Origin of the sequence: Halolactibacillus miurensis (assembly GCF_900116255.1) — a bacterium.
Classification (GTDB): domain Bacteria; phylum Bacillota; class Bacilli; order Bacillales; family Amphibacillaceae; genus Halolactibacillus; species Halolactibacillus miurensis.
The window spans coordinates 130,677-148,358 of sequence record NZ_FPAI01000001.1 but is presented as its reverse complement, the minus strand read 5'-3'; the positions used below and the strand labels follow the sequence as shown (position 1 = coordinate 148,358).

The window sequence follows — 17,682 nt, the reverse complement described above, 5'->3', positions numbered from 1 at the left end:
AAATGGAGTGAAGAAGATGACACATTATACATTCCCTGACCATTTTTTATGGGGAGCAGCGGCATCAGCCACACAGACAGAAGGGACGGTACCTGGAGACGGAAAAGGAGAAAATATTTGGGATTATTGGTTTAAAGAAAAGCCTCATCTTTTTTATCAACAAATAGGGCCTGGTAAAGCATCGGACTTTTACCAACAATACGAAACAGATATCACATTAATGAAAACGCTTAATTTCAATTCGTTCCGCACGTCTCTTTCTTGGTCACGCCTCTTACCTAATGGAAAGACTCTTAACCAAGAAGCGGTAACATTTTATAATAACATGATCAATGAAATGATCAAACAAGGCATTGAGCCAATCATCAATCTATTTCACTTTGATATGCCGATGTATTTACAAGATAACGGGGGCTGGGAGAACCCAGACATTATCGAGGCATTTCGTTATTACGCCCAAACAGCTTTTCAGTTATTTGGTGACCGAGTTAAGCGCTGGACAACTTTCAATGAACCGATTGTGCCTGTTGAAATGGGATATTTGAATACGTATCATTATCCTGCAGTTATTGATATGAAGCGCGCCGTAACTGTAGCTTATCATTCCATGCTTTCGAGTGCGAAAGCAATAGAAGCCTTTAAACTCGAAAAAATAGGCGGAGAGATTGGGATTATTTTAAACTTAACGCCCTCTTACCCTAGAAGTGATGATAAAGAGGATCAACAAGGGGCTTATTTAGCGGATCTTTTTTATAATCGTAGCTTCTTAGACCCCTCCGTTCTAGGCTATTATCCAGGAGACTTATTGACGCTTTTAGATACTTATCACCTCTTACCAGAAAGGATAACGGGCGATACAACACTTCTTAAAGCAAATACGGTTGACTTTTTAGGGGTCAATTACTATCAACCACGACGGATAAAACAATCTGAAGCACCTATTGATGATAAAAACATCACACCTGAATCATTCTTTAGCTATTACCAAGATCCTAATCGACGGATGAATCCTTATCGTGGATGGGAAATATATGAGCGCGGCTTATATGATATTGCCATGCGGATAAAAGCAGATTATCAAAATATCCCTTGGTATGTATCAGAAAACGGCATGGGTGTATCAGATGAAGAGCGCTTTATGGACAAGGACGGTGTGATCCAAGATGATTACCGCATTGACTTCTATCAAGAACACTTAAAGTGGTTGCACTTAGCGATTGAAGAAGGCGCGAATTGTTTTGGGTTTCATGCATGGACCTTTATTGATAACTGGTCATGGCTAAACGCTTATAAAAACCGTTACGGTTTTTACCGTCTCGATTTAGATACGCAAGAGAGAACGGTAAAAAAGAGTGGGCAATGGTTCAGTCAAGTCGCACAAAGCAATGGATTTAGTCATGATGATTAATATACTCGCCATTGATATTGGGGGAACGCACATTAAACACGGACTTGTAGATGAAATAGGTACCATCTCTACAATGAATACATCTACAACACCTACTGATTTCAAAGGATTTATTGAACACCTAACGACATTAAAAGAACAGTTTCAAGATATCCCATTAACTAGCATCGCCATTAGCAGCCCCGGTCTACCGCAACCTGACGGTACCATTGGAGCAGAAAGTGCTGTCCCTTATTTGCATCAACATAATATTAAACAGGCGGTTGAAAAGATCTTTCACTTGCCCGTTGTTATTGAAAATGATGCAAACTGTGCAGCCCTAGCAGAAGTATGGACAGGTAAAGCGAAATCAATCGACAATGCGGCGGTATTGATTATCGGGACTGGCATTGGTGGCGCGTTGATTCAGAATCGAACACTCCACCGAGGCGCTGATCAACATGCCGGCGACTTCGGTTATATGTTACTACCCAATCGAGAGAATGGCGGTTATTCTGTCTTTAGTCGGCTTGCTTCTACGGGATCTATCATTAGGCGAGTAGCTGATAAAAAAGCGATGTCTAAAAATGATTGGACCGGTGAAAAAGTGTTCAATTCAGCTGAAGAAGGCGATATTATTTGCCAAGAGGCGATTCATCAATTCTACACGATGCTTGGACTAGGTATCTTTAATATCCAGTATGTTTACAATCCTGATGTTATCTTAATCGGCGGCGGCATTAGTACAAGACCCACTTTGCTTGATGAACTTAATCAACACTTACATCAACTACAACAAGAAGTGGAAGAAACATTGATTATACCTAAAGTAGATATTTGTGATCATAAAAGTCATGCCAATCTTATCGGTGCTGCTTATTGTTATTTTCAAAGCATAAAAGCATCAAATAACTAACAGTCAAATAATTAAACTATAATAAATAGAAAGCGTGTCACTGTTGTGACACGCTTTCTATTTATCTTTATACATCTCATAGTCTATACTAAGTCATTTTTTTCATCCTTTAAATATTATCTGCTAAGGTCGCTGAATGATTTTAAATGACTCTTCTGCATCTCTCGCAATCATTAATAATGCTAAACCTAATACACAGAAAAACACCCCAACAAGGATGAAGATCGTCTGGCTCAGGCTGTCTACCATTAATTGTTGTAAATTAAAAATGAATAAGAAAATAGAAATAAAGGTAGAACCAAAACAGATATACGCTAATTTACGTGTTCTTTCAAAACGAATCATTTGCTCTCTCCTTTTCGTATGAGTGAAAATAATACTGCTTTTTCTTTTCTTCTTCCATTATATCACCATTTATAACAAATTATCATGGAGTGGGTAACCTGTCTTTGTTACTTCAATCATTCGCTGTTTCATTAACACATGCAAGCATCAAAAAAGCCATATCAATTGACATGGCTTTTTTGGTCTTATTCATCTTCTTGGATTCATTAACGATGATTGTTTTTGTTCTGATCTTCATCTAAAAACTTATCTAGTGATGAAAAATCCTCTTCTTCACCAAACTCTGTTCCGTAATTTAATTTACCTCGATGACGCATCGGCGTCTTTTCTTCTTGGTGTTCTTCATCCCAGTCTCTAAATAAGATGGATAAACAGACAAGGCCACTCAGACCTACCAAGCTATACACAATACGCGCAAGTAGTGTACCTTGACCACCAAAAATAGCCGCCACTAAATCGAAGTTAAAGAAACCTATTAATCCCCAGTTGATCGCCCCGATAATGACAAGGGTTAAAGCGAATTTTTGAAACGTTCTCATTTTACTACTCCTCCTTTTGATTGACTCATGGAAGTAGTATGGACAAAATCCCTCTTCTTCATGCATAATTTATTTTTTTTAAACGGCACATGTGAATGATGACTTTTTGTGCACATGATTCTATCATTTACCATTTGTGAGTCAACATTTGAGCCAGATGCTCTGCTGCTAATACACCTGATATAAAAGCACTTTCTAACCTTGTATGTGTTGCGGGATCTTCATTAGATAAAAAAGCATCTCCAGCTAGAATAACGCGGTTATCACGTGACATTTCAAGGTAAGGTTCTTTTAAAAATTGTACCGCTTCAGCATACCGCCATCTTTTCAACTGTTGGGACAGAATTGATTGACGATCAAAATAATCTTTCGATAAGTTAATCATATGATTTAAAACATGCTCACTCGTTTCATCATTATATTCTTTGCTCCACTGACCAGTCATATACACGCTTACAGTTCGTTCATCAGAGATACCTTTTTTGTAGTGATCAACGATTCTCATCATACCCTCTGGCAAGCCTTGATCTAAGTGACCATTTTCAGGTAGTTCCGGTTTATCTGAGAGTTTAAACAGACCTACGAAACAAGGATTAAACGTAATGTGTTTAAGTTTTTCCATTTCCGTTTCATTAATTTCTATCTTACTATTGATTAACAACGCTTCTGCTTGAGGTGCTGGAATAGTAAGAATGATGGTTTTTGTTTTAATTTCTTCACCCGTTGTTGAACGTACAATATAGCCATCACGCTGCTGTTCAATTTGACTAATTTCTGTCTTTAGCTGAACAGGTAAATCTTTTGCGAGTGTTTTCGCTAGAGCATTCATTCCACCTGGACTCATATAACGTGGATGGCTCTCACCAAACCACCGCTTAACAAAACCTTGTTTCAGCCATTGATCAACTTCGGAATGAAATCGTTCGTTTCGTACAGTAAAAAACTGTGCCCCATGATCGACTTTCCCACTATCTATGCGTCTTGTCGCCATACGACCACCCACACTTTTCCCCTTATCAATCAGTAATACTTCATATCCTTTATCTTTTAACGTACGGGCAGACATAATCCCTGTTAAACCTGCCCCAACAATCACTGTAGTAATATATCTCATCTTTTAAACAGCTCCTTTTCAGTAAATGACACTCAAGTAAGACAAAAGTGAGTGTCTCTCATGTTTCTTAGTTCGTTGAAAAATCTAAATAATATTTATATTTTTTCCCAACATAATAACATTCTGTGTACTCAGAAAAACCATTAGTTAAATCTGTAGTAAACCTAACACGCTTTAATATTGGTTCGGGTTTTGTTAATTTTAATAATGTTTGAATTTCTTTATTAGAAAGTATCGCTTCGACATATTCAACTTGTTGTGTTGGGAATATGTTAAAGCTATTTAAATACTCATAAAATGATCCGTAATAGTCTTTAGATTCTAATGAAAAGTAAGCTTGATAAGGTACATAAGTCACAAAATATGCTAAAAAATCTTTATCAGATCCCCGAATACGTTTCAACATTAAAACTTCCTCACCCGGATTAATTTTTAAATATTTTGCAACCTGATAATCGGCTGTGACTTTTTTGACTTCTGCGTGAATAGTTGACGCAACTTTTCCCTGCTCGCGCATTTCTCTAGTAAAACTTTTAATCATCGTCATATGATTCGTTTTTTCAGGTGAGTAGTGATTAACAAATGTACCTTTAGCTTTTTTTCGAACTAACAGATTTTCACGAACAAGTTCTTCAACAGCCTTACGGATTGTTATACGACTGACGTGGTACATATCACATAAATCCATTTCTGTTGGAATGCGTTGACCTTCGGTCCATTTCTCCGTACGAATATTCTCTCTTAAGTCGTTAGCAATTTGCGCATAAAGTGGTTGTGATTTTTTATCATTTATCATGAATTATCGCTCCTTTTGTTCTAATGATATAACAATATCACAAAAACATTGATTTAAAAGGGTTTAAAATAAACAAAATAGACAAAGTAATCATGATATAATTTATTAAACCTATATAAGGAGTGTTATATCAATGAATTATAATTGTCGCCCTTCCGTAAATATTAAAAATCAAATTACAGCGTATATAAATTATACTGCCATTGTTCAACAATTAAAGCAAGAAATAACGCATAAACGTATTAATGTCATAACAATAGAAAATTATCCGATAGTAGACGAGCAAGAAATCAAGAATTCACTCATTAATAAGCTACAGCCAGATTTAATTATCCATACAGATGAGATCCTTATTGAACAGATGCAAATAGATGAAATGATTGCTCACAATTTAACCGATGACCGTATTTTTGGTGTGATGAGTCATCACGCATTATCAGATTTTATCAATCAGGACAAACACCAAGCTGTGCAAGAAAAAATTAATGCTGTCATAGCATCGAATGGATTAGTTGTTGTTTACGGTGTTGGCGCAAGTCTTGTTACAATATCTGATTTATTGGTCTATGCCGATCTGTCACGGTGGGAAATCCAACAGCGCTATCGTTCAGGTGCTTTTAGCAATTGGCGCGCCAATAATGCTGGGGAAGATCCAAATCGCATGTTAAAAAGAGGCTATTTCTTTGAATGGCGTGTAGCAGATAAACAAAAAAAATATGTCTTACCAAAATCGGCATACGTCTTAGATACTCATCATAAAGGAGTCCCCGTCATGATTCGAACAGATGATTACTTAGCCGGATTAAAAGAAGTTTCAAAACAACCCTTTTCACTCGTACCATTCTTTGACTCAGGTGTATGGGGTGGCCATTGGATGCAGGACACTTTTAATTTAGAAAGAGATAAAGTCAACCTTGCTTGGAGTTTTAATGGCGTTCCAGAAGAGAATAGTTTGTTACTGAACTTTAATGGCATTGAATTTGAATCACCTGGAAGCAACTTGTTATTTTTTTATGGTGAAGATATTTTAGGAAGCCGGGTCTTTGGAAAATTTGGAGAAGAGTTTCCGATACGTTTTAATTTCCTAGATACTGTTGGCGGACAAAACTTAAGTTTACAAGTCCATCCGAAATTAAGTTATCTACAAGACACGTTTGGTTCGCATTATACACAAGATGAGAGTTACTACATTTTGCATGCAGATCGTGATGATGCTCACGTTTATTTAGGCTTTAATAAAGGGGTTGAGAAACAAGAATTAATGAGTGCCTTAAGACGGGCGGAATCCGGTGATGAGGTTTTTGATGATAAAAAGTACATTTATCAACATAAAATAAAGAAACATGATCATTATTTAATTCCAGCTGGTACCATTCACTCAAGTGGTGCTGATTGCGTGGTACTAGAAATCAGTTCCACACCTAATCGTTTTACATTTAAATTATGGGATTGGGGACGTGTAGATTTAGATGGAAAACCACGTACCGTTCATTTATACCATGGTGAACCTAACTTAGATATGCGCCGAGATGAAGATTGGGTCAAGAAAGAGTTGGTTAATCAATTCATAGTGGTTGATGAAGGTGAAGGGTGGATAGAAGAAAAAACAGGTTTACATGAGATGGAGTTTATCGAGACAAGACGACACACGTTTAATTCACCTGTGATTCACGACAATCATAATAGTGTGAATGTCTTCAACTTAGTTGAAGGGGAAGAAGTAACGGTAGAAAGTTTAGATCAATCATTTGAAACGTTTGTCGTTCATTATGCGCAAACCGTTATCATACCAGAAAGCGTTAAAAAATATAAGATTTCTCCTAGTGGAAGGGCGAAAGGGAAAAAGTGTATAACCATGAAAGCTTATATCCGTTAATGATGGGAGAACAACAATGAAACATTATTATTTATTACTTGATGTCGGAGGAACTGAAATAAAAATAAACGCCCTTACACAAGACAAGGCATTACTATTAGAACACCATGTGCATTTCCCTTCGCTATCTGATCAATCCAGCGAGGTTATTCTAGATCATTTCCGTTCAATCATTTTAGATTTTATTCATCGTTTTAAACACGATTACCACTTTAGCGGTATTGGCTTTGCTTTTCCAGGTCCGTTTGATTACCTAAATGGAGTAAGTCTAATGACAGGCCTACGAAAGTATGAAGCCATTTATAACGTGAATTTGCGTCGAAGAATTGAAAGTTGGCTATTTGATGAGGGTTATATAAACATTCCCATTATTTTCGAAAACGATGCGACTTGTTTTGCTTTAGGAGAGTATCACCAAACATCCGACATTAATCGAGGAATGTATATAACGCTTGGAACTGGATGTGGGTCTAGTTTCATTGCAGATAATCAAGTAGTCACATCTGGTTTTGGACTTAATTCTGCAGGGATGATTTTTGATATACCCTTTAGAACTGGCATCATTGATGAACACTTGTCTATTAATGGTCTAAAGAAAATAGCTTTAGATAAAAATTATCCATTTACTAATGGTAAGGCATTAGCAAACAACGCTTTTTCAGGAGATACTCTCGCTCGAGACGTTTTTAGTACCTTCGGGATATGCGTTGGAGAAGGCCTCGCATCCTTTATAGCTGAATTCCAACCAGATGAGGTTGTTTTCGGCGGGCAAATTAGCCAAAGCCTTGACCTATTTAAACATTCGATGTTAAAGGAGTGGGGTACTACTTACCCTGTGGTTAGGCGAAGTCTAGATACAACAGCAGCAACACTATACGGACTTTATCACATTATTTTAAAAAATAAAGGAGATTCATTATGACTCAAAAGACATTGTATTTAATTCATCACTCTCATACCGATATTGGTTACACAGATCGTCAAGAAAAAATATCGCGTCATCATGTTAACTATATACGACAAGTCATTCACTTTTTAAATGATCTTGAAGCCGGTAAAACCCCTCAGTGGGAGGGATACAAATATGTTTGTGAAAACTATTGGCAAGTGGAGCAATTTTTAGCACAGGCTACAGATGAAGAGAAAACGGCATTTGAAAAGTATGTAGAAAAAGGCTTCATCGATATTTCTTTAACATACCTCAACTTTACTGAGCTAGTTGACCCTGTCATGTTAGATAAGAAATTCGCAACTGCAAAAGACTATGTTAACCAATTCAATCGTAAATTTGATTCCGCCATGACAGCAGATATCAATGGATTCTCTTGGGGGTATGTTGATATTATGTATAAAAATGGCGTGCGTAACTTCTTTTCTTGTTTACACACACACCATGGTATGTTCCCGCTATTCAAAAAGCAACTGCCCTTTTACTGGGAAGGGCAATCTGGTGAAAAAGTTTTAGTTTGGAATGGTGATCACTACCAAATTGGGAATGACTTTTTATTTGCCCCAAATACAGATCAAAGTAAACAATACGATATAAACGGGTTTACTGAGAAGGATTGGGAAGATCAATTCGAAGTCACAAAACAGCGTATCTTTGGTTACTTTGACCTTTTAGAAGAAGAAAACTATCCTTTTGATTTTTGTCCTGTCATGATGAGTGGCATTGTCACAGATAATTCTCCACCAAGTCCGCGTATGATGGAGGGTATCCATCGCTGGAATAAGGTGTATGGAGATGATATTAAAGTTGAACTCGTCACCTTAAACCATTTCTTTGAGATTTTACGTAGTAAAGAATTAGACATACCTACATACTACGGAGATTGGCCTGACTGGTGGGCAGATGGTGTATCTTCCACTCCAGCAGGTGTGAAGTTATACCGTGACGCCCAGCGTAAATATCGCTTAGTCAATAAATTAGATCCTAAGGGATTAAAGGCGAACCCAACGCAATTGAAAGAGGCAGAAGATCATTTATTAATGTATGCCGAGCACACTTGGGGCTTTCATTCGTCTGTATCAGAACCTTGGGATGCTTTCGTCAACTTACTAGACACACGCAAGTTGTCCTACGCCATTAATGGAAATCGGATTATTTCTAACCACTTGGATGATATTTTGGAAACATACGGAGAGGAAGCTAACCAGTTAGACCGTGAAAATTTCTATAAAGTGATTAATCCACACGATGAACAAGTAACAACATTAGCAACTATTTATGTCCAACATTGGCAAACAGTTGATGATTCATATTTCTATACTTCTTTAGATAATTTCGTTGAAGTTGTTGACTGCCAAACAGGCGACGTATTGACATCTCAAGTATCTGATAGTTCTCGAGGGAAAAAAGTTTCATTTAACATCAATTTAGCGGCCAATGAAGAGCGGATCGTTCACTTAAGACGTCGAGAAAACAAAAACAACATGAATGCAAAATATTATAACCATGCCCATATCGGGGCCGAACAAGTTAAAGACATTGCACCGTATGAAGGATACAATCACCCTGTCTCTATTTATGGTGTTAAAACAGATCACTTAGATATTACTCTTGATCAACATAAGGGGATTTCCTCTATTATTGATTTAAAAACAGGCGCACAACTGATTCATCCCGATGCGTTACACGCCCCGTTTATGGGTGTTTATGAAGTGACTTCGTTTAAGGATTCTAATCCTTATTCTATCCGAAGTATCATGGGACGTAACCGTAAAGCGCCATCAACTAAACGTTATACGTCAAAATTAGTAAACATTAAACAATTGGCTGATGGTCCTTTATTCGCGGTCCTGCTATTAAAATATGAACTTGAAGGGACTGGCATATACGATGTGATTTTAACAGTCCATAAACACGCTCCACAAATAGATATCACCATTCGTTTACAAAAAACATGCTCATGGGCACCTGAAAATTTATACGTTGCCTTACCATTTACTTATGGACAACCAGAAAAAACAGACAGCTTTTTTGAAAAATCAGGTACGATTTTCCGACCAGGTATCGATCAATTACCAGGGTCAAACACAAGCTTTTACTCTCTTGATAATGGCGCCATCTTTAAAAATCAAGACAAGCATTTATTCGTTTCAATGAAAGACACCCCCCTTGTCACATTGGGTTCATTAGATAGTCAATTAGTTGAGTTAAGTTGTGAAAATAGCCATGAGAAAAACAAAGAAATTTTGTACTCTTGGGCTATGAATAACTTCTGGGAAACAAACTTTAAAGTTGATCTGTCCGGTTTTTATGAATTGGATTATGCTCTCTACTTGATCAGAGATAAAGAAAAAGATATTAAACATCCTATTCAAAGCGCTCGCCATTTAATTGAAGGGGTCATCACGATTCCTTATAATCCAAATGACAATGAAAAAATGCTTTTCTAGAAAGGAACTAATATGCAGAAACGTTTACATGTTGTTTATAAGACGCACTTAGATATCGGATTTACTGATTTAGCAAAGAATGTTGTTCATCAATACTTATATGATTTTATTCCGAAAGCACTTGAACTTGGTGAAATAATACCAGAGAAATTCACTTGGACAACTGGTTCGTGGCTGATCGATTTGTATTTGGAGCATCCTGATGTAACAGAGATAAACAAAGAACGTATGCGGCAAGCCATTAAAAAAGGCACCATACATTGGCATGCCCTGCCATTTACCATTCATACAGAATTAATGGACGGTGAATTGATGGATTATGCAACATCTATCTCTCAAAAATTAGACTGCGCATTTGATAAGACGACGATTGCTTCTAAAATGACAGATATTCCTGGTCACACGATTAGTATGGTACCGTACTTGAAGAAAGCTGGCATTGACTATATGCATATTGGTGTTAATGCCAGCTCAGCTATTCCTAAAGTCCCTAATATGTTTGTTTGGAGAGGGGTTGAAGGTTCAGAAGTTATTGTCCATTACGCGACTGACTATGGAGAAGTTTTTGCTCGCGACGACTGGTCTGACGCGCTTTATTTTGCTCATAGTCACGATAATATGGGACCGCCTCAAAGTACGGAAGAAATTGAGGCGTTATTCTCAAAGTTAGAAAAAGAGTATCCAGAATACGATATTATCCCCTCATCATTAGATGCATTTGCGCGTGGGATAATGGTATATAAAGATGCACTCCCTGTTATAGAGGAAGAAATCGCAGATTCTTGGATCCACGGAGTAGCTGCCGATCCTAAGAAAATTGCTGAATATAAAGCTTTACTTCGTTTACGCACAAAATGGCTTAAAACAGGTAGATTGAATAGAGATTCAGAAGCATATAAAAATTTATCTGCTCATTTGTTATTAGTCGCAGAACATACTTGGGGGGTAAACGGTAATGTATATTTACCTGAGTATCGCAATTTCCTCTTAGATGACTTTGAAACTGCACGCAAGAAAGATTTGGTTACCTTTAATCACGATCGTAACACGATGGATTTTGCAGATTTAATGTCTTATATAAGAACTGACATTGACTGGACTTCAATGGCTGATCGTCGCAGGTATAGTATTTATGAAGCATCCTGGCAAGAGCAACGGCATTATTTAGAAGAGGGCTTGCAAACACTACCAGAAGACCTTCAAAAAGATGCACGTGCCTATCTATTAGAACAAAAGAACATGCCTATTGTTGAAAAACAACCAAAAATCACACCTGGAATGCCTTATAACTTCGATAATGTCTCTTTTACCTTCAGTCAAACCGGCGGTCTATCCGAACTCATCATTGACGGTTATCAATTAATTGATGAAGGTAAAGAATTTGGTGGTTTATCTTATGAACCTTTCGATTTTAGCAATTATTCAACGTTTTTTAGTCAGTACAGTCGGCTAAATCGTTGGACTACGAGTTGGGCTATGGGCGATTTTGGTCGCCGTGGGATTGAAGCTTTCAAAGAAATAAGGCATGAAATTATAAAACCTTTTATTATAGATGCTGGCATGAAAGTTCATGGCAAGCAGATCGACATAACGTTCGATTTATCTTATCGTGAAGATGATGTAAAAAAATGGGGCTTACCTAACAAAAACATCTTGGTTTATCGTGTTGATTTACAAAATCATCAAATAGATTTGAGTTACCAGTGGCAAAATAAAAAAGCCAATCGGATGCCAGAGGGCTACTGGTTAGAAACAAGTATTCATGTAGCAAACCCTACACGGTGGGTTATTCATAAGATGAATTATCCCGTTAATCCTCTTAATGTTATAGAGAATGGCAATCGAAATATGCATATTTTGTCTGATGAAGGCATGACTTATACAGGTTATGAGGGTCAATTTGACTTAATATCAAAAGATGCTCCCCTCATGTCAATGGGGCGTCGCACATTATTAAATTTTGATAATACGTTACCGAACTTAAATGATGGTTTGTTTATCAACCTATTTAATAACATCTGGGGGACAAATTTCCCGGCATGGTATGAAGGTGACATGACTTATCATCTGTCATTTAAATGGAAAACAAATGAAATTATCCAGTAATTTTAACATGACGGTATTAGGTAAATAATATCTGTTTGTAATTTTATAGCGCAAGTTAAATTTAATAACAAAGATAAAAACACACCACTAAATTGTAATTTAGCTAAACATTCCAATTCGGTGGTGCTTTCTTTTGTTTCATATTGTTTTTGTTTTCCACTAAGCTCTCAAGTAAAACATTTTCACAACATTGTATAAAAACTGTATTTTTTTCTAATTAAGATATCACTTAATTTAAATCAGGCCAATATGATTCATTCTCTTTAATTAGTGCTTCTAACACTAACCGCGCAACATTAATGCTTGGTATAGTTTTATTTAAACTAAATGATTGTAGAGCTTTTTCATAGCTATTTTCGATATACGCTTCCACAATTAACTTTTCTGAATTTAACTGTTGCATCATTAATCCTTGATAAAATAGCGGAACTGGTTCTTGCGCAATAACTTCCGGGCCGTTTTTCCCGACATATGCAGGTACTTCCACCATTGCATCATAAGGCATATTTGGTATAGCTCCTTTATTTTCTGTGATCACTAAAAATCTAGTTTTCGTGTCATTGAGAAGCGCAACAGCTAAATCACTTATCCAATCTCCGTGAGAACCTGCATGGAATGAACTTTCATCAACCTCTCCTGTTGACAAATATTTATCCACACCCTCAAATAATGCTTTTTCTCGGGTATTCATTACTTCATTTGCTCTTGTTAGGTCAGGATTCTGATGTTCAACAGTTTCCTTTTGTAATAAGTAATACGTCAAGTAAGTATTAGGTAAATAATCTGGGAAGGCCTGTAACATTGTATATACCGATTCCCATACATGTATCCAACTACTAACTGCATGACGGTCACCTGTCGCTCTATTCTCTTTTAACCGTTCAATGTATTGAGGCGGTAATAATATTTTATGTTCATTTACATAATTTTTAATTTCTTCTAACAAATCACGATCACGATAAGTAATTGACGTAAACCAACCAAAATGATTTAACCCAAAATAGTCATACTTAATCTCTGATGTATCAGTAATGTTTAATGAACCTGCGATCATATCAATTATTGCAATTGGCATATCGCATACATTTATGATTCTTGCCTTTGGTCGTATTTTTCTACATGCCTCAGATACAATTGCTGCAGGGTTAGAATAGTTTAGAATCCAATGGTCTGCTAAAGCATACTTTTCTACTTGATCTATTAGTTCAATCATAGGACCAATGGTTCTAAGTCCATAGGCAAGTCCTCCGGCTCCACATGTTTCTTGCCCAACACAACCAAAGCTTAATGGAATTTTCTCATCTTGTTCTCGCATTTTATAACCACCAACTCGCATCTGAGCAAAGATAAACTTAGCTCCTGTAAATGCTTGTTCCGCATCTGTTGTCACTGTAAGTGTTACATTACTTTTTAATTGCTTTCTTAAAATCCATTCTACTATAACCGATACTTTCTTTTGTCTTTCTTCATCAATATCATATAAAACAACTTCTTCTAAATTTAAGTCTTCACTTCTCTCTACAATAGACTTTACAATTCCCGGTGTAAATGTACTTCCTCCGCCAACTAGACAAATTTTATTTTTCTTCATTATGTCTCACCTCTCCAATTAATTTAATGCGTTTTTCACTTTTTCTGTTACTTCTCCAACGCTTAAACCTAGTATTATTTGAATGTCTTTATCTTTTACAACTATACCGCTGTTTTCCACTTCATTTATTTTGTCTTTGTCAACTTTATCTACATCTTTAATATTTACTCTTAACCGAGTAAAACAGTTATCCACTGAATTAATATTCTCTTTCCCTCCCAAACCTTCAATAACAGCAAGTATATTTGTGTCTTCTGATGGCGCTCTCATATTAAAGTCAGAATCAACCTCGTTATTCTTTTCTTCATTACTTACCTTTTTATCTTCTCTACCTGGTGTTTTAAAATTAAATTTTTTAATTAAGAACGTAAATAGGAAATAATATATAATTATTTGAGCAATTCCTAAAGCAATTAATAATGGCCATTTTGTCATTTCAGGTCCTAGTGCAATATTTAAGATAATACTACTTAAACCATTCGTTGCTGCTCGTATATTAAAGATATTTAAGATAACCATAAACGATCCAGCAATTACAGCATGAACTAAAAACAATACTGGTGCAGCAAAAACAAAAAGAAAATCAATTGGCTCTGTAATTGATACTAAAAAAGAAGTAATAACTAACGGGATTAACATCCCTTTAATTTTATTCTTATTCTCTGGTTTCGCAGTTTTTATAAATGCTGCTGCAATACCGATATAGCCAAATGTTTTAGTAAACGCGATTTGCATCCATCGAATTGTATCAGAGAATTCCGTTATCGCAGGATTACTCATTTCAGCCATGAATATTGGATATGCTCCCGAAATTGTTTCTCCTCCCATTTGAATCGAACCACCTAGAGCGGAGAACTGGAACGGTGTATAAATTAAATGATGCAAACCCGTAGGAATTAAAATTCTCTCTGAAAAACCATATAAGAATAAACCAAAATTACCTGTATCAGAAATAACACTTGTTAAACTTTCAATAACATTTTGAATCGGAGGCCATACAAGAACTGTGATAAAACCAACGGCAATTGATACAAATGCCATCCAAACCATTGACCATCTTGTGCCACTCCACATTTGTAACCACGTTTTCTTAAATGTTTTATTTGAGGTTTTATTAAATATATATCCAACAATAAAGCCTAATATAATCCCACTAAACACACCAGTATCTAGTACTTGCATTCCTAGAACAGTGTTCTGACCCGTTCCATAAAGACCTAACATAGAATCTTGCTCGGCTAATTTACCGAATGATTCTAAAGAGACATTATTGGCAGTCAAGTAAATCATGTATGAAATAAACGCAATAATGACCGCATGATGCTTATCTTTTTTAGCAAGCGCTCCTGCAATACCAATGGTAAAGAGGGCTGATAGATTGTTAATAATAGACATCATCCCAGCATAGATAAGGTTACCAAATAACTGGATAGGACCCCAATTCAAGAAAGGTAAAACTCCTTTTACTGCATCATTCGTGATTAACACACCAAAAACCATGATAATACCTATAACAGAAAGATACATTAAAGGTTGTACCATTGTTTTTGATACTTTTTCTAAGCTACCATAAATTTTAGCCTTCATCTTTTTCAGCTCCGATCATTTTTGATAAATTTTGTAATATGAATTAAAATGTAAACAATCTCACCTTTATCAAGTTTAATATTGTAAGTATCTTCAGCATATTTAAGAAATTTTGGTGCAAATTCTCTATGCTTTTCATTACTGTTAATTAAGTAATTGTATAAATCTTCAACATCTTTTCTTCCTTCTACCTTGTTTAAAAACATTCTTTGAGCTAAAAACTTTAAGTGTGTCACTAAGCGGTTCTTATCAAATAAATTATTTTCAAAATTTATATCATAAAATCTTTCAATTAGCTCAAGCGTTCCGCTTACAAATTTAAGTAAGTCTACAGTGTCCTTGGTATTGTGGTTCATCATGGAATTTAATATATGAAGTGTGATATACCCGGCTTCATCTTGACCTAAGTTCAAACTCAATTTTTTGTAAATATAATTAACTGCCCATTCGCCAATTTCGTATTCTTTAGGATAAAAAGACTGTATCTCATTCAACATTAAATTTGGTAAAGTTATATTATTCAAATATCTTTCTATAGCAAAACTGATATGCTCTGTTAGCGCTACTATTCCTACTGTTGTTTTTTCGTAGCCCAATTTTTCTGCTTCTGAAAGTACCGTATCAGCAATGTATAAGTGTTCCTCTTTAGTGGAGTTTAGGATATTCAAGAATCGATTCTGCAACTCAGATTGAACATAGTATATTTTTTCAACATACTGCGGATCAATTGGATCACCCGTTTTTTTCTTAAAACCTAATCCTGGTCCTATCACCACAGCTTCAGTTTTATCACCGCTATCTTTTTCAAATTCTACAACGACTGCATTATTATTAAACACACGTAAAACGATCATTTTTACACCTTCTTTTTGATATATTCAGATACATTACTTTCACCCTCACTCACTTCTCCCTTCGTTAATAGTTGTGATAATATGTGCCCATTTACTTCTGTCATAATTAATAAAACAGTGGTATCTACTCCTTCCTTAATCATTCTCTCATTATCAAAAGATACTAATAACTGTCCCTTTTTCACATGCTTAGTATCTTTATTAATTTCAACACTAAACCCCTCTCCTCCCCTTTTTACTGTATCAATACCAATATGAATGATTACTTGAATACCATCTTCAGATTCCAATCCAATGGCGTGTTTTGTTTGCGCTATCATTAGAACTTTACCATCAAAAGGAGCACTTATCGAACCACGACCGGGAATAATAGCAACACCTTCTCCTAGTGTCTTCGATGCAAATGTCTCATCCTTTACTTCCTCAATAGGCATTAACATTCCAGTTACAGGACTTTTTATTTTAATAGTCTTGTTATCTCTTTTAAATAATTTCCTTATCATATTAATCACTCCCAAAATAATTTAGACAACAAAAAAGGCGCAAGTCAGGTAAAGTAAAACTTCACTCTGACTCGCGCCTAATTTAATAGTCACACGTTTAATTTAAATTGATTGTAACTGATGACGAATATAATTGCAAGCCCTTTCAAATATATTTTTCATTTTTTTATGAATCGTTTTCACAGATAAGCCAAGGTCTATGTTAATTGCAACTGACATTCACAATACTAAATAACCCAGTCATCTGTTCGTAAGACGCTTGTTATATACGCCTCAAGTCTTAGTAAAAGATACCACTAGCGCCCATTACCGAATGACGCGGACTCCAGTAAACTTGAGTTATAGAAAGGAGGGCGTGCTTGATGCGTTCAATTATGTTGATTATTTTCACCTTTATTACCGGGATCATTATTTTAGCTACACTTGGTCCATTAATCGGTTTTGCCTTAACACTCGCGATACTTTATTACGGCATTCGTGGTTTTTTCTTAGCTGACACAGCGCTAGAAAGAATCGGTTTTGGGATAGTAGCTTTAATCGGATTATCACTCTCACTATCTAACAGTCCAGCAATCATCGGACTCGGCGCTGTCATTCTATTGTATTACACAATGAAAGCTTGGAAAAAACCGAAAGTTGAAGCTGACCCTTATGATTGGCAAATGTAAA

The 17,682-nt window shown here is 36.0% G+C and carries 15 protein-coding genes; 7 read left to right on the top strand and 8 right to left on the bottom strand.

The features are described 5' to 3' along the window. Nucleotides 1-16: 16 nt before the first annotated feature. Together BM390_RS00630 and BM390_RS00625 are read left to right on the top strand one after the other, a co-directional pair. Nucleotides 17-1,408, top strand: coding sequence for a glycoside hydrolase family 1 protein (locus BM390_RS00630; protein ID WP_062320196.1), 1,392 nt, complete (start codon nt 17-19; stop codon nt 1,406-1,408). Then, nucleotides 1,401-2,303, top strand: coding sequence for an ROK family protein (locus tag BM390_RS00625; RefSeq protein ID WP_062320294.1), 903 nt, complete (start codon nt 1,401-1,403; stop codon nt 2,301-2,303). The genes BM390_RS00630 and BM390_RS00625 overlap by 8 nt, the downstream gene beginning before the upstream one ends. A 123-nt stretch (nt 2,304-2,426) precedes the next feature. Here the strand turns inward: BM390_RS00625 and BM390_RS00620 are convergent, their stop codons facing one another. From BM390_RS00620 to BM390_RS00605, 4 genes are all read right to left on the bottom strand, one after another. Continuing rightward, on the bottom strand, nt 2,427-2,648 hold the full coding sequence (locus tag BM390_RS00620; protein WP_062320194.1) for a hypothetical protein: 222 nt from the start codon (nt 2,646-2,648) through the stop codon (nt 2,427-2,429). A 206-nt stretch (nt 2,649-2,854) separates the two neighbouring features. Continuing rightward, nucleotides 2,855-3,187, bottom strand: a complete 333-nt coding sequence (locus BM390_RS00615) for a DUF378 domain-containing protein (protein ID WP_062320192.1) — start codon at nt 3,185-3,187, stop codon at nt 2,855-2,857. 127 nt (nt 3,188-3,314) lie between these two features. After that, nucleotides 3,315-4,301, bottom strand: a complete 987-nt coding sequence (locus BM390_RS00610; RefSeq protein ID WP_062320190.1) for an NAD(P)/FAD-dependent oxidoreductase — start codon at nt 4,299-4,301, stop codon at nt 3,315-3,317. Between the two features lie 67 nt (nt 4,302-4,368). Continuing rightward, complete coding sequence (locus tag BM390_RS00605; RefSeq protein WP_062320188.1) at nt 4,369-5,097, bottom strand: GntR family transcriptional regulator; 729 nt, start codon at nt 5,095-5,097, stop codon at nt 4,369-4,371. A 133-nt stretch (nt 5,098-5,230) separates the two neighbouring features. Here BM390_RS00605 and BM390_RS00600 point away from each other — a divergent pair, with 133 nt between their 5' ends. The 4 genes from BM390_RS00600 to BM390_RS00585 are packed head-to-tail and all read left to right on the top strand — an operon-like array spanning nt 5,231 to nt 12,478. Then, nucleotides 5,231-6,973, top strand: coding sequence for a class I mannose-6-phosphate isomerase (locus tag BM390_RS00600; protein ID WP_089852701.1), 1,743 nt, complete (start codon nt 5,231-5,233; stop codon nt 6,971-6,973). A 16-nt stretch (nt 6,974-6,989) separates the two neighbouring features. Continuing rightward, entirely contained in the window at nt 6,990-7,895 is a 906-nt protein-coding gene (locus tag BM390_RS00595; RefSeq protein ID WP_062320186.1) for an ROK family protein, read from the top strand. Further along, the gene (locus tag BM390_RS00590; RefSeq protein WP_089852700.1) at nt 7,892-10,372 is read left to right on the top strand and encodes a glycoside hydrolase family 38 N-terminal domain-containing protein; all 2,481 of its coding nucleotides are present in this window, start codon (nt 7,892-7,894) and stop codon (nt 10,370-10,372) included. Before BM390_RS00595 ends, BM390_RS00590 begins: the two co-directional genes overlap by 4 nt. Nucleotides 10,373-10,384: 12 nt before the next feature. Beyond that, nucleotides 10,385-12,478 carry a DUF5054 domain-containing protein gene (locus BM390_RS00585; RefSeq protein ID WP_062320180.1) on the top strand — a complete coding sequence of 698 codons (2,094 nt, stop codon included), beginning with the start codon at nt 10,385-10,387 and terminating at the stop codon, nt 12,476-12,478. A 229-nt stretch (nt 12,479-12,707) separates the two neighbouring features. Here the strand turns inward: BM390_RS00585 and BM390_RS00580 are convergent, their stop codons facing one another. From BM390_RS00580 to BM390_RS00565, 4 genes are read right to left on the bottom strand one after another with little or no spacing between them, the layout of a single operon-like run. Next, nucleotides 12,708-14,069 (bottom strand): family 4 glycosyl hydrolase, encoded by a 1,362-nt coding sequence (locus BM390_RS00580; protein ID WP_062320178.1) that lies wholly within the window; start codon nt 14,067-14,069, stop codon nt 12,708-12,710. Between the two features lie 18 nt (nt 14,070-14,087). Then, nucleotides 14,088-15,656, bottom strand: coding sequence for a PTS transporter subunit EIIC (locus BM390_RS00575; RefSeq protein ID WP_089852699.1), 1,569 nt, complete (start codon nt 15,654-15,656; stop codon nt 14,088-14,090). A 5-nt stretch (nt 15,657-15,661) separates the two neighbouring features. After that, nucleotides 15,662-16,510 (bottom strand): PRD domain-containing protein, encoded by an 849-nt coding sequence (locus BM390_RS00570; RefSeq protein WP_062320176.1) that lies wholly within the window; start codon nt 16,508-16,510, stop codon nt 15,662-15,664. A gap of 2 nt (nt 16,511-16,512) precedes the next feature. Next, nucleotides 16,513-17,013 carry a PTS sugar transporter subunit IIA gene (locus BM390_RS00565; RefSeq protein ID WP_062320174.1) on the bottom strand — a complete coding sequence of 167 codons (501 nt, stop codon included), beginning with the start codon at nt 17,011-17,013 and terminating at the stop codon, nt 16,513-16,515. 362 nt (nt 17,014-17,375) lie between these two features. On the opposite strand from BM390_RS00565, the gene BM390_RS00560 reads away from it, so the two are divergent. Next, nucleotides 17,376-17,681: a lmo0954 family membrane protein gene (locus BM390_RS00560; protein WP_089852698.1), complete on the top strand. Its 306-nt coding sequence runs from the start codon at nt 17,376-17,378 to the stop codon at nt 17,679-17,681. Nucleotide 17,682 lies beyond the last annotated feature (1 nt).

What these genes read in the sequence shown, in the direction of transcription:
- BM390_RS00565 (WP_062320174.1), bottom strand. Translation starts at nt 17,013, where the DNA reads ATGATAAGGAAATTATTTAAAAGAGATAACAAGACTATTAAAATAAAA.
- BM390_RS00595 (WP_062320186.1), top strand. Translation starts at nt 6,990, where the DNA reads ATGAAACATTATTATTTATTACTTGATGTCGGAGGAACTGAAATAAAA.
- BM390_RS00570 (WP_062320176.1), bottom strand. Translation starts at nt 16,510, where the DNA reads ATGATCGTTTTACGTGTGTTTAATAATAATGCAGTCGTTGTAGAATTT.
- BM390_RS00580 (WP_062320178.1), bottom strand. Translation starts at nt 14,069, where the DNA reads ATGAAGAAAAATAAAATTTGTCTAGTTGGCGGAGGAAGTACATTTACA.
- BM390_RS00590 (WP_089852700.1), top strand. Translation starts at nt 7,892, where the DNA reads ATGACTCAAAAGACATTGTATTTAATTCATCACTCTCATACCGATATT.
- BM390_RS00615 (WP_062320192.1), bottom strand. Translation starts at nt 3,187, where the DNA reads ATGAGAACGTTTCAAAAATTCGCTTTAACCCTTGTCATTATCGGGGCG.
- BM390_RS00620 (WP_062320194.1), bottom strand. Translation starts at nt 2,648, where the DNA reads ATGATTCGTTTTGAAAGAACACGTAAATTAGCGTATATCTGTTTTGGT.
- BM390_RS00610 (WP_062320190.1), bottom strand. Translation starts at nt 4,301, where the DNA reads ATGAGATATATTACTACAGTGATTGTTGGGGCAGGTTTAACAGGGATT.
- BM390_RS00625 (WP_062320294.1), top strand. Translation starts at nt 1,401, where the DNA reads ATGATTAATATACTCGCCATTGATATTGGGGGAACGCACATTAAACAC.
- BM390_RS00630 (WP_062320196.1), top strand. Translation starts at nt 17, where the DNA reads ATGACACATTATACATTCCCTGACCATTTTTTATGGGGAGCAGCGGCA.
- BM390_RS00605 (WP_062320188.1), bottom strand. Translation starts at nt 5,097, where the DNA reads ATGATAAATGATAAAAAATCACAACCACTTTATGCGCAAATTGCTAAC.
- BM390_RS00560 (WP_089852698.1), top strand. Translation starts at nt 17,376, where the DNA reads ATGCGTTCAATTATGTTGATTATTTTCACCTTTATTACCGGGATCATT.
- BM390_RS00575 (WP_089852699.1), bottom strand. Translation starts at nt 15,656, where the DNA reads ATGAAGGCTAAAATTTATGGTAGCTTAGAAAAAGTATCAAAAACAATG.
- BM390_RS00600 (WP_089852701.1), top strand. Translation starts at nt 5,231, where the DNA reads ATGAATTATAATTGTCGCCCTTCCGTAAATATTAAAAATCAAATTACA.
- BM390_RS00585 (WP_062320180.1), top strand. Translation starts at nt 10,385, where the DNA reads ATGCAGAAACGTTTACATGTTGTTTATAAGACGCACTTAGATATCGGA.